This window comes from Pseudoalteromonas sp. XI10, from assembly GCF_001469895.1.
Taxonomy (GTDB): domain Bacteria; phylum Pseudomonadota; class Gammaproteobacteria; order Enterobacterales; family Alteromonadaceae; genus Pseudoalteromonas.
In genome coordinates this window covers 33,671-46,491 of sequence record NZ_LOPY01000019.1, presented here as the reverse complement: position 1 = coordinate 46,491, position 12,821 = coordinate 33,671, and the positions used below count along the sequence as shown (strand labels likewise).

General features: G+C 40.6%; 11 protein-coding genes. 6 read left to right on the top strand and 5 right to left on the bottom strand.

Annotation, left to right across the window (positions count from 1 at the left end):
- The first annotated feature begins 27 nt into the window (after nt 1–27).
- The 5 genes from AUR67_RS03290 (at nt 28) to AUR67_RS03270 (ending at nt 5,808) form a co-directional block, all read left to right on the top strand.
- Nucleotides 28–1,623, top strand: coding sequence for an AbgT family transporter (locus tag AUR67_RS03290; RefSeq protein WP_054562399.1), 1,596 nt, complete (start codon nt 28–30; stop codon nt 1,621–1,623).
- 112 nt (nt 1,624–1,735) lie between these two features.
- A complete protein-coding gene (locus AUR67_RS03285) occupies nt 1,736–2,701 on the top strand; it encodes a Solitary outer membrane autotransporter beta-barrel domain (protein WP_058584115.1) in 966 nt (321 codons plus the stop codon).
- A 73-nt stretch (nt 2,702–2,774) separates the two neighbouring features.
- Nucleotides 2,775–4,511 (top strand): amidohydrolase, encoded by a 1,737-nt coding sequence (locus tag AUR67_RS03280; RefSeq protein ID WP_058584114.1) that lies wholly within the window; start codon nt 2,775–2,777, stop codon nt 4,509–4,511.
- A gap of 19 nt (nt 4,512–4,530) precedes the next feature.
- Nucleotides 4,531–5,049: a protein tyrosine phosphatase family protein gene (locus AUR67_RS03275; protein ID WP_058584113.1), complete on the top strand. Its 519-nt coding sequence runs from the start codon at nt 4,531–4,533 to the stop codon at nt 5,047–5,049.
- A 210-nt stretch (nt 5,050–5,259) separates the two neighbouring features.
- Nucleotides 5,260–5,808, top strand: a complete 549-nt coding sequence (locus tag AUR67_RS03270) for a hypothetical protein (protein WP_058584112.1) — start codon at nt 5,260–5,262, stop codon at nt 5,806–5,808.
- Between the two features lie 41 nt (nt 5,809–5,849).
- On the opposite strand, the gene AUR67_RS03265 is transcribed toward AUR67_RS03270, so the two are convergent.
- From AUR67_RS03265 to dapA, 5 genes are all read right to left on the bottom strand, one after another.
- Nucleotides 5,850–8,096, bottom strand: coding sequence for a carbohydrate binding family 9 domain-containing protein (locus AUR67_RS03265; protein WP_058584111.1), 2,247 nt, complete (start codon nt 8,094–8,096; stop codon nt 5,850–5,852).
- A gap of 208 nt (nt 8,097–8,304) precedes the next feature.
- Nucleotides 8,305–9,606: a DEAD/DEAH box helicase gene (locus tag AUR67_RS03260; protein ID WP_058584110.1), complete on the bottom strand. Its 1,302-nt coding sequence runs from the start codon at nt 9,604–9,606 to the stop codon at nt 8,305–8,307.
- Between the two features lie 67 nt (nt 9,607–9,673).
- The gene (locus AUR67_RS03255; RefSeq protein WP_235591781.1) at nt 9,674–10,132 is read right to left on the bottom strand and encodes an excinuclease ABC subunit A; all 459 of its coding nucleotides are present in this window, start codon (nt 10,130–10,132) and stop codon (nt 9,674–9,676) included.
- On the bottom strand, nt 10,122–10,832 hold the full coding sequence (locus AUR67_RS03250; RefSeq protein WP_152996472.1) for a beta-ketoacyl synthase chain length factor: 711 nt from the start codon (nt 10,830–10,832) through the stop codon (nt 10,122–10,124). Before AUR67_RS03250 ends, AUR67_RS03255 begins: the two co-directional genes overlap by 11 nt.
- 106 nt (nt 10,833–10,938) lie before the next feature.
- Entirely contained in the window at nt 10,939–11,853 is a 915-nt protein-coding gene (gene dapA / locus AUR67_RS03245) for a 4-hydroxy-tetrahydrodipicolinate synthase (RefSeq protein WP_058584383.1), read from the bottom strand.
- A gap of 160 nt (nt 11,854–12,013) precedes the next feature.
- On the opposite strand from dapA, the gene AUR67_RS03240 reads away from it, so the two are divergent.
- Complete coding sequence (locus tag AUR67_RS03240) at nt 12,014–12,667, top strand: DUF6058 family natural product biosynthesis protein (RefSeq protein ID WP_058584109.1); 654 nt, start codon at nt 12,014–12,016, stop codon at nt 12,665–12,667.
- Nucleotides 12,668–12,821 lie beyond the last annotated feature (154 nt).

Genomic DNA, 12,821 nt, shown 5'->3' with positions numbered 1-12,821 from the left:
GCCATTTTGAAATAACGAGAACTGGACATGTCAAAAACTATAAACTCTCACAACACCCATGAGGGTGGTAATAATGGGTTGTTTAACCGATTTTTAGCCACTGTTGAATTTTTGGGTAATATGCTCCCTCACCCTATTACTTTATTTGCAATGTTCTGCGTTGCCATTATAGTTTTTAGCGGCATTGCCGATTGGTATGGTTTAAGTGCTATCGACCCACGCCCAGAAGGTGCTGCTGGTCGCGATCCTGATGGTGTTATTGAAGTTGTCAGCCTACTTAGCGCCGAAGGCCTTCAGCGCATCGTTACTGGCCTTGTTACAAACTTCACGAGCTTCGCACCACTTGGTACGGTACTGGTTGCTTTATTAGGTGTGAGTGTTGCAGAGCACTCAGGTTTACTCTCTGCTGCTATGCGCGGCATGGTAATGGGCGCATCAAAGCGTTTAGTTACTTTTATGGTGGTGTTTGCTGCGATTTTATCAAATACGGCATCGGAACTTGGCTACGTCGTACTTATTCCATTAGCGGCCATGATATTCCACAGCCTTGGTCGTCATCCGCTTGCCGGTCTTGCTGCTGCATTTGCCGGCGTTTCAGGTGGTTACAGCGCTAACTTATTGCTCGGCACCATTGACCCGCTACTTGCTGGTATCACCACGCCTGCGGCACAAATGATTGATCCAAATTACCAAGTTGGCGCTGAAGCAAACTGGTATTTCATGATGATTTCAGTATTTCTAATCGCGACTCTAGGTACGTTAGTTACAGAGAAAATCGTTGAGCCTCGTCTTGGCAAGTACAACCCAGATGAAGCAAGCAATGATTTACCTAAAAATGACATTGCAGGTTTAACCGATAAAGAAAAATCAGGCCTTAAATGGGCGGGCGTTTCTCTGTTAGTGGTTTCATTATTACTTGCTTGGACAATTGTTCCTGAAGATGGCATTTTGCGTAACCCAGAAACAGGCCTTGTTGCACACTCGCCATTTTTAAAAGGCATTGTGGTCTTTATCTTTGTGACTTTCGGTATTCCGGGTTTTGTTTACGGCCGCGTTGTTGGCACGATGAAAAACGATAAAGATGTCATCGATGCCATGAGTAAAAGCATGAGCTCGATGGGGATGTATATTGTGCTGGTTTTCTTTGCCGCGCAATTCGTTGCCTTCTTTAAATGGACCAACCTAGGCACAATTTTAGCCATTAACGGCGCCGCTCTGTTACAAGCATTAAACCTAACTGGCCCAGAAGTATTTGTGCTATTCATTTTAATGTGTGCATTAGTAAACTTAAGCTTAGGTTCTTCATCTGCACAATGGGCTGTAACGGCACCTATCTTCGTACCAATGTTAATGCTCATCGGCTATGCGCCAGAAACCATTCAAGCGGCGTACCGCATTGGTGACTCGGTAACAAACCTTATTACTCCGATGATGAGCTATTTTGGCTTGATACTGGCTGTTGCCACTAAGTATAAGAAAGACATGGGTATTGGTACATTGGTTGCGACCATGCTTCCTTACAGTATGATCTTCTTTGTTGGTTGGGTTGCGTTATTCTACTTATGGGTATTTGTTCTGGGCTTCCCAGTTGGCCCTGAATCACCGATTTACTATCAGCCTTAATCTTCTTAGAGAGGTAAAAAGCCAAGCATTAGCTTGGCTTTTTTGTACCTGAGATTGTTGAAAGCTAACTTTACGACTATTATTAAGACATTAATTTTTATTGTTATTTTATATGAAAAAGCTATTTAAGCTGTGGTTTCTGTTGCACGCATTAAGTGTATTTAATTTATATGCCAATCCAACTAAGCAACTTGAAACCGCATTTGCAACGTCGTTGGTTTTAACGGATGGGGACAGTATTACCTTAGGTATGGGGGATTTTGACCCACAAACACTGTTTGACCCACAACATAGCAGTAAAGATGAAGACAGTATCGCGCTTAGAAAAAAACTCAGACTCTACAGTATTCCTTATACTTGGCAGCTTGATGAGCCAATTTATCAACACAAACTAAGTTTGATCAGCAGGGTAAGCTATTTGAATCAATCAGATTTCATTTCGCTATTTGATAATGTGGCTGACGACTATATTTCAGAAACTGTATATAACGGCATGATCGGTTTTAATGCCGAAAAAGCACTTGGCTCTAAATGGTCATATCAATTTGGCTTTAATACTCACTACTTACATTACAACAATGACTATGAGTATAACTCTCCCGAGTCTAGGCGTAACTTTAAGCCTTTAGCTGAAAATCTTTACACCAACCTCAACAGTAATGCGCTGGTGTTAAACCCAAATGCGACCATGATCTATCGCTTACCTAGGCATTGGGGCTATTACGAGTACAAACTTAACTTCAATTACTACTATGGCTGGGCACTCTCTCACCCTGATGGAATAAATAATGCAGCACCTGAAACATGGCGCACACTTAATGGTATAAAAGCTAAATTTAACATGTTCAAAATTGGGCTTTTTGAGCAAGCTTTTTACATCAAAGGCCAGCGAATCGATTTAGGCGGCGATAGTCGCGTAGCGTTTGGGACCGATCATTTTTATGAATACGGTATTGGCTTTTTATGGGACAGTAGGAAATGGACCTCGTGGTTTGACAACTTTGGTATCGGCATCAATATTCACAACGGTAGTAGCCTCGATGGTGCAGCTATTGTCTTGTACTTTAACGAAATTTAAGTCCATTTTTTAAAGACAAAATTTTAAAACAGACTATATTCTTAGACATAATCAAAATTCAAGGAAGAGTTATATGAAACATCACCTTGTAATCGCTTGTTCATTACTTGCCTTAACGGCTTGTGATAAAACCCCAGAACAAACAGCTAAAACGCTACCACTGCAAGTAAGTGCAGCAGATACCATTTATTTTGGTGGCGATATTCTTACAATGACTGGCGATGAACCAGAATATGCACAAGCAATCGCAACGCAGGGTGAAAAAATCATTTTTGTGGGTGATAAAACTAAAGCCCTTGAGCATAAGTTTGGCAAAACAAAGCTAATTGACTTGCAAGGCAAAACCTTAATGCCAGGCTTTGTTGATGGCCATAGCCATGTCTATGGTGTTGGTTTGCAAGCCATGGTAGCCAATGTATTACCTAGCCCAGATGGTGATGCCAATAGTGTTGAGCAAATCGTTAATATTCTTACCGCCGCACAAAATAACCCTGACTACACCACATTTATTGAAAAAACGGGTGCTATTTTAGGCTTTGGTTACGATGATGCTGAGCTTGATAGATACCCAACTAAAATGGACTTAGACCGCGTTAGCACCGAAAAGCCAGTGATCATCATTCATACTTCGGGGCACTTAAGTGTTGCAAACAGTAAAGCTTTAGCCATGGCCGGCATCGACGAAAACTCAGACAATCCTGACGGTGGGCTAATTCGTCGTATGGCCAACTCACAAGAACCCAATGGGGTGCTCGAAGAAAACGCGCACTTTGGTTTACTGTTTAAACTCATGCAGTCGTTTGATCCTGACTTACAAGATTTAATGCTGCAAGAAGGGCAAAATCTCTACACAAAATACGGCTACACCACAGCACAAGAAGGCCGAGCAACTCAAGAAGCCTACGATTCGATGGTAAGAGCTTCCAAAGCGGATAAATTTGTCATTGATGTGGTTGCCTATGCAGATATGGCTACCAGCAGCAGTTTTATGGACTCACCCTATAACAGTAAAAACTACACGAATCATTTTCGTATTGGTGGTGTAAAACTTAACTTTGATGGCTCACCACAAGGAAAAACCGCTTGGTTATCTCACCCATACTTAAAAGCACCTGAAGGCCAGGAGCAAGGCTATGCAGGCTACCCTACTTTTAATGATGAACAAGCCTATCAGTATATTGAAACTGCCTTTGCCAATGACTGGCAAGTGATGACTCATGCAAATGGTGATGCCGCTATAGAGCAATTTTTAAATGCTGTTGAAAATGCTAATAACAAGCTTGGTAAAAAAGACCGCCGCCCCGTACTTATTCATGGGCAAACAATTCGTCAAGATCAGGTAAACCGTCTTAAAGAATTAGGCATATTTCCATCGCTCTTCCCAATGCATACCTTTTATTGGGGCGACTGGCATGTAAATTCGGTGCTTGGTCACCCCCGTGCAGATTTTATTTCACCCACCCATGCGGTTCGCAAACAAGGATTAATGTTTAGCACCCATCATGATGCACCTGTAGCTCTGCCCAATGCACTGCGTGTATTAGATGCAACGGTTAACCGTACGACTAGAACAGATCAGGTATTAGGCCCAGATCAACGCGTTTCTGTGTATACTGCACTACAAGCAATGACGACATGGCCGGCTTATCAACACTTTGAAGAAAGCTTAAAAGGGCAATTAAAACAAGGGATGCAAGCAGATTTAATTATCCTTGATAACAATCCGTTGAAAATAAAGCCTGCAGAGCTACATAATTTACAAGTGCTAGAAACCATTAGCCGCGGTGAAACCGTCTACAGCAAGAATTAAACACTTTTCAAGGAGTAACATGAATAAGTTTATAAAATTGGCATGTGCTGCGCTGCTGTCATTTTCAGCATTAGCAGCACAAACCGTTGCTACAAAACTGGATATTTTAAATCTTAAGGCGCAGTCTGAGCATGTGCTAACTTCAGGGCAGCCAAGTCACACTGATTTTGCGAAATTAAAACAACTTGGTGTTGAGAACATCATCAACCTTCGCGGTGATAACGAAACGAATTGGTCTGAGCAAGAGTTAGTCACTGAGCTTGGTATGAACTATTACCATATTCCTGTGCAATCTAAGGCTGATATTACCATTGAAAATGCTACGAAACTTCAGGCTTTGCTCAATGAGCACCAACAGCAAACCACCTTACTGCACTGTGCTAGCAGCAACCGTGTCGGTGCTCTTGTAGCGCTATACAATGCCATAACCTTAAAAAAGCCAGTTGATGAAGCTGTTGAGATTGGTAAGCAATGGGGCTTAAAAAGCCTTGAAGGAGTGGTAAGAAGTAAAGTAAACGAAGAAGTTGGTCAGCTATAAGCTGACCAATTTTGCTCTGCACATCATCACTATTAAGCAATTCAGTTGTCACCTTCGCTACATAAAGTTACATTTGTAATCACTAAAACATTTCATTAAAAACAGTAAGTTAAGTATAATTTATGTGTATTTAAATAATACATGTAATATGCATTCTGTGCGAATTTAGCCCAGCACAGTTTTGCTAAATAATTTTGGGCAAGGAAAATAATGTCAATAATAAAAACAACTTCAGTTTTATTTGTAACTTTATTAGCAACTGGTTGTGCCAATAAAGTACATACTTACTCAACTTCAACTGAAAACACGATGAAACTTAGAAGTGTTTCAAAATCAGGATTAAAATCAAAAGTAGGTGATTTTACAGACTCAGAAAGAGAAGAAAGTAAGGTAATGTGCAGGTTAGCCACACCTATAGGTACACCTGAAGGAAAAACATTCGCAACTTACATACGAGATTCAATACTCTCTGAGATGGTAGTTGCAGATTTATATGATGAAGCATCTGTAAGTACAATCACCGCCAATTTGAATGACATATACGGAAGTACAGTGATTGGTAATGCCTACTGGGAATTTGATATGTCACTAAGATCTTCAAACGGAAATGGGTTTGACATCAAATCACGATATGATTACGAATCAAGTTACACGGCTGCATCAGCTTGCTCAGAGATGCAGCGTTCATTTGTACCAGCAGTTCAGAAGTTAAACTCTGAAATATTTGCACACCCTGACTTTAATAAACTTCTTAATTAACTACTTATAATTAGAGGCAACTAATGTTGCCTCATTAAAGATTAAAGCTGCCATGCATAGCTTAGCTTAGTGAAGAAGGTGCGCTGGTCGCGCTCAAGATTCTTCAATGAATCATCTTGATATCCTTTATCAGAATACCCTAAATAAAACAGTGTCTGCGAGTTAATCTTGTACGAATACACTAACTGACTGCCATAATCGCGGTTAGTTTGGCTTACATCAAATCGATAAGCTTCGTTGTTTCGATCGACATCTTCAAACTGCAAAACGAGCTTCAGCATCGAGCGCATATTGAATTTATAATAAACACGCAGATCCGTTAAGTTTGCAGTATAAACACGTTCATTTTGCTCGTTATCCAAATAGCTGTAGCTGTGCTCTAATTGAACCTGCCAATGATCGTTTATGTCCCACGTCATCTCAGGCTCAATGCGGACCATAGTACCTAAAGCTGCATTACTGTAGTCAATTTTGCTGCCATATTGAGCATATAATAGAAAACGCACGTCGCGGATCGGTCTAAAACCGCCATAGATATAACCTATGTTTTGATTAAAAAACTCGCCGGCATAAAACTCATTACGATGAATAAAGCCAATTTCTGTTTGCGACTGCATCTTACCTTTAAAGGTAAAAAAACCATCATATTCTTCTTCGAGTAGGTCGCCATTTTGCGCCCATGTTTTATCCCACTCAACATTGTAGCTGTACTCTGTGATTGCATCATCAACATCACGATACCAGGTTTGTCCACCACCTAATTGTACTTGCTCGTAATCAACTTTAGCTTGATAACCTAAGTCTGAGCGGTATTCTTTACCTATATTTTCGTAATTAGCATAGACTTCGTAATCACGCTTAGTTCTTGTAAATTCAATAGCATAAGCTTGATCTGATTGATTTTTATCAACGCCATAATAATCAACTAAAAATTCTGAGTTAGTAGTATCTGTGCTTGCTACTTGATACTGCAAACTATCTGATTGATTAAACCAGTAACTACCATCTAGAGATAACACCGTATTGTGGTAATCATCATTTTCACGGTGAGTACTCATCACACCAATAGTACCTTTTTGGCCAATATCAAACTGATAGCGCCCTGCTACGGCTTGCGTTTTATCTGCCAGATTAGCAAAGCCCGAACCTTGATTCGTCGGGAGTAAGACACTGGTATTCTGATCGTCAGCGTACATAAAGCCATAGCTGTGCGCGCCGGTTTTACCTGTTAATTTTAAACCCACATCAGGTTCAGCAATCATTCGTGTGTATAAAAGCTCTAGTTGGCTGGTATCAAAATAAGAGGCGCCATCTAAAAAGAATGGACGCTTTTCAGCATAATAAATTGAGTAAGTAGTATTTACATCAAGTTCAAGTGAATCTGCCTCGACCTGCGAAAAGTCAGGATTAATGGTGGCATTAATAACCGCATCTTGCGTCACCCCCCAACGTAAGTCCAAGCCCGCTTCAGTATCAATATCACCATTTTGCCAATCACCCGGCACTGTATCTTTGGTATCATGGCGAAGAGCAGTTAAAGTTGGCGTAAGCTGAATGTTTTGGCTTTCTGTCATGTTGGCAAAGCCTGTTAGTTTATCAAACTGGCAAAAGCTACATTTCACATCTCGGTCAAAACCAACATTCGACATTTGATAATACACATCACGCGGATAATTTCGCCAAACTGCAAAACTCCAGGTTAACTCTGTTTGATCTTTTGGAAAGCGAAGTGCAGTGAATGGAATACGCATTTCAACCACATAACCGTCGTCGGTAATTTGCCCTGCACTGTCCCAAATGGCATCCCATGATGGATCTTCCACCCAATCATCAATATCCGTCATGCGCATATCGCCTTGCGCACCCAGAGGGTTTACATAAAACTCATAGCCTGTTCGTTCATCATTAAAGGTATCAATCATTAAGGCAACATTGTCGTCTTGCCAAAGTGTGTCACGATCTCGAAGGGCTGCACGAATTTGCGAAGGGTCATTATCTTTTGCAATAAAACCAACATACAAGTATTTACCATCTTCATACATGTAGGCATCGGTTTGCACGAGCGGCGTGCCTTTTTCGGTTGGTTCATTCTGATATTTTAATGGCACTTTTGTGGCGTATTGCCAGTGCGACTCATCCATCACACCATCAACGCTAATAGACTCTTTAATATGGGCAAGGGAGAACTCTGCTTTATCAAATGCATTGGCAGAAAAAGGCACACAAACAACACTAAGTAAAAAAGTAGGGGCGATTATTTTCTTTATTATTCTTTTTAAGTACTGCATAAACATCCATTTAGACACTGACGCGCAAGAAACGCTACTTGACTGATTTCAAAGCGATTGTAATTCAGCAAGGTACATTTGTTAATCTAATTTTCAGTTTTATGTCATAAAATTTAACAAAATACTCCATTTGTACTACTAACAGAGCCAAAAAAGCCCCATTGCCAAACAGCAATGGGGCTTTTTTATACATTGTTATCGAAATCTATTACTTTTTAAGGCTTAATTTATTGCCTTTCAAAGATTTGCGAACATTTGCGATTCGTGAACGGTTCTTTGCACGCGCTTCACCCGTTGCCTGACCCGAAGCCTTATTTGTACGGCTACGACGTAAATGCGACGGCTTTTTACCAATTTTATCAATCAGTACTTCACGGCTGCTTACTTCGTAACCTGGTAAAACAACACGCTTGATGCGCTGTCCGATTAGCTTTTCGATATCGAATAAAGTGTTTTCTTCTTCACGGCTCACAAACGAAATTGCTTGACCCGGCTTACCAGCACGACCTGTACGGCCGATACGATGCACGTAGTCTTCTGCAAGCCAAGGTAGATCGATGTTGATCACACGTGGCAACCCTTCAATATCAATACCACGAGCAGCTACTTCAGTTGCGACTAGTACGCGAACTTTACCTTCTTTAAACTCGCGTAAAGCGCGGCGACGGTTACCTTGGGTTTTATCTCCATGACAAACAACAGCAGGAATACCATCAAGGTTAAGCTCTTTTACAAGCTCATCAGCGGTTTCTTTCATGTTTACGAAAACAAGTACTTGCTGCCAGTTTTTCTTACCAATCAATTCAGATAAAAGCTCTTGCTTACGGCGCTCTTCAACAGGATAAACAACGTGTTGCACTGTCTCTGCGGTACTGTTGGTTTGATCTACACGAATAATTTCAGGCTGCTTTAGTACTTTACTCGCAAATTGTTTAATTGCCGCCGGGAAAGTGGCAGAGAACAACAATATTTGACGCGTTTCATCACAACCATTAATAACCGTTTGCATATCGCTGATAAAGCCCATGTCTAGCATACGGTCAGCTTCATCAAGCACTAAATGCTTAACATTAGCTAAGCTGATGTTACCTAAACGCAGATGATCAAGTAAGCGCCCTGGTGTTGCAACCACGATATCGACACCTGCTTTCAAATCGTTAGCTTGACCCGCTATATTGATACCACCAAACAAACACACTGTTTTGAGTTCTGTGTATTTTGCAAACGCTTTAAAATTATTGGCGATTTGCTCAGCTAACTCGCGGGTAGGTGCAAGCACTAATGCACTCGGTGCATTATTTTCACTAACCGCTGATTCTGATAATTTTTGGATAAGTGGTAAAGCAAATGCAGCGGTTTTACCCGTGCCTGTTTGCGCACTGACAAGTACGTCTTTGCCTTTTCTTACCGCAGGAATTGCACTACGTTGAACGGGAGTAAGCGTTTCGAAATTAAGCTCTTCTAATGCCTGTAAAAGCTCAGAAGAAAAACTAAATGATTTAAAATTCATGCTGTATAACCTGCGGCCATCATATCAAGGGCCGCAAATTATACAGAAAAAAAATGACTTTAGTTAGTTATAACTTAACTAAAGTGCCTTTTAATGCCACGCCAGCAACAAATGTACCCGCACCACATTGATATTCTGTTTGGCTAACAAACTCACGTTTTTTGTAATATGACTGAATATTTACAACTGCATTCATGCCTTCACGAACAGCACGCTCTTGTAATGCTTTTAATGCACTCAGCATTAGCCACTCACACGCTTCTCGGTCAGTTTTATTAAATGCGTTGGTTTTCTTGTTGGTGATCACTTCACCATAATTGGTTTTAATGCTGCTATGACTTTGATCAGCAAAATACAGCGGAATATCTAACAGCGCTTGTTTCGCTTGGCAAGGTTCAAATAAACGTTGTAAAGGCAAAACCAACAAGGTGAGTACAATACCGCCAAAACCAAATACAGAAAAACAAAACCCGGTTGCCAGTACCCGCCAAATTTTATTCAACTTAATGTAAACGTTAGTCGCCATGGTACTGTAGCATCCAAGCTGATTGTTGATGTGAAAGCAGCGATTGTGACCCTTTGCTTGTTAAAGCAGCTGCTAATTGCAAACTCAGTGGTAAACACGAGTCACTTTGAGTATGTTCTGATTCAGGAAGTTTTGTTAATTCAAAATACGGCTTACCGGTCTGCGCTGTTGATAATACGAACGACACACTATGTGCAATTTGTTGCTCGTCACTAAATGGTAAGTACTCATCTGGTAATACACTTTCGGCATGAGCAATTAAAATTTGTTGCTCACCCCCACTATAAACACGAGCAAAACCATCAATCATGGCAGATATAATGCTGTCTTGGCCACCAGCGATAGCATTCATCGGGGCTTTATTTTTTGCAATAATCGAGAACAATCCGGTTGCAGCATTATGTACACTCAAACCAAATGCAGTCGGAGAAAGTGGCTCTTGTTCAACAAGTGAATGCAATAGTTGCGATGTTTTTGGTAAGTCACCATGACGCGATGAAAAATTAACAGCTAGCTGCTGATACTCACCTTGCGCTTGATGCATAGTATGAAGAGCCATTTTCATAAACGAGCTTAAGCGGCGGCGCTGCATCGGTGCAACCCAGCTTAAATCGAGGTCAAGAAGATTGAGATGGCTTAATTCTGCTATTTGTTGCTCGGGTGCAACCCATAAACACAAATTCTCAACAACAAATTTCACAAATATTATTCTTATAACGCCAAACGATTGCTAATTTTACCTATTAGCTACAAAAAAGTAAAACAATGGTGCTTAATTACAGCCGCAATTAAGCACTCATTCATTTTTATCGCAAAATAACGTCTTTTTCGGTTAAAAGTTGTGCTTTATCGCCTACTATATCAGCAACATCAAGTTCGTTAATGTAACCTAAACCAATTTCTTGCTGAGCACTTGTTAGTGGCACATAAGGAAGACGGAACACAGGATTTACCGCGCCTGTCATCATCAGTGCCGTATTAATTGCAATTGGATTAGGCTCGCAGAATAACCAGCCCATAAGTGGCTGTAGTTTTGCATTAAGTGCATCATTTTGCTCATCCATTAACTGACGAAATAAGCCTGGAATAATATTAGATGTAACCGAGATAACACCGTGGGCGTTATGAATGTGTCTTGCATCATGCGCTTCATCATCATTACCTGACCAACAAGCAATACCTTGCTGTTCATAATGAGCAATACGCTCATTGCCACCGCACTCTTTTACACCGATAAAGTTTTCGTGCTTAGCGAGTGGCTCAATGATATCTGGTGTTAAGTCTTGGCCTGTACGACCTGCTACGTTGTATATAAACGCAGGACCAATATCAAGTAAACGGTTAAAGTGTTCTTTCACACCCGCCAGCGACGTACGTCCGTAATAAGGGTTAATTTGTAGCGCTGCATCCATACCGGTGGCAAAACCATACTCGGTTGCTTTAATCGCTTCGCGTGTATTGTTGCTACCTGTATTACCGACAATTAATAAACGGTCAGAGAATTTACTAACACTGTGAGCAATTAGCATTAAGTGTTCTTCCCAATTCATTAATTGCCCTTCACCTGTGGTACCACCGACAATAATGCCATCAACACCAGCTGCAATTTGCTGTTCAACAAGGTCGTCATAACATGCAAGATCAATTTCACCATTGGTTAAATAAGGTGTTTTTATAGCGGTGATCAAACTTGCTTGTTTAATTGTTTCTAGGTTGCGCATAACTTTTTTAATGTTTGGAAAATTTGCGCTAGTTGTATCACAAACACAGGCATTTTCCGAGTAGTGTGCTGCAATAAATAAAAATACTTGAGAAAAAATCAAAGTTAAGCCAAAATCAAACACTGTATAAATTAACAGTGTTTATTGTGAGTATTTGATAATGCAACTTTCAAAATTTTTGGCAACCTACTTTTATACAACTGAAGAGCTGTGCCATACCCTCTCAATTGATGAGGAAACGCTATCAGCATGGCAACAAAGTAGTTTATTTCCAAAGCCGAGTTACTGTTTGCAGAGTCAATTAGAATGCAGTTCGTATTCGGGCATTTATCAATGCGAAGAATATCAAGACTATTACCCTCGTGGTGCCGCTAGTTGGGGGCAACTAATTATCAAACATGACATAAGCTCATCCTGCCAAGCGTTTAATTATTTTGCTCAGCAATATTCAAATCAACTCAGTAAGCTTGCCGAGCAAGGCTTTGCTATCGATGAAGAATTATTTGGCAGTGAAATTGACGAGCACTTACAGCAAGTTTGGCAACAATTTCTTTGCAGTAAATACGGTGTGCTGACACAAAATGGCTTAGTTGAAGAAGCCGTGCAGCTCGACGTAGCTAAGTTATTGATTGATGACATTACTGAATTGCGTACTAAGTCAGGTTTAAGCGTAGAAGAGCGCCAAAGCTTGCATAAGGCGCTCAAATTAATGAACCGCGCGTTAAGTCATGGTACGGGCAACGAAGGTAAAAACACCTTACGCCATCGTTATATTGATGACGTAGTGGCAAAGTACGATCTATCGGTAAAATAACCTCTCATTTTTGCGCTTAAAATGAAGCGAAACTGAACGATCGCACAAAGTTACAGCAGTGTTTATTTTGTTGCAAATAGGTTAATACAATTTGCTACCTTTGTTTTGTAGGTTTTCATCTGCTTGATCGATAGATTGGTCTGGTTGAGTTATA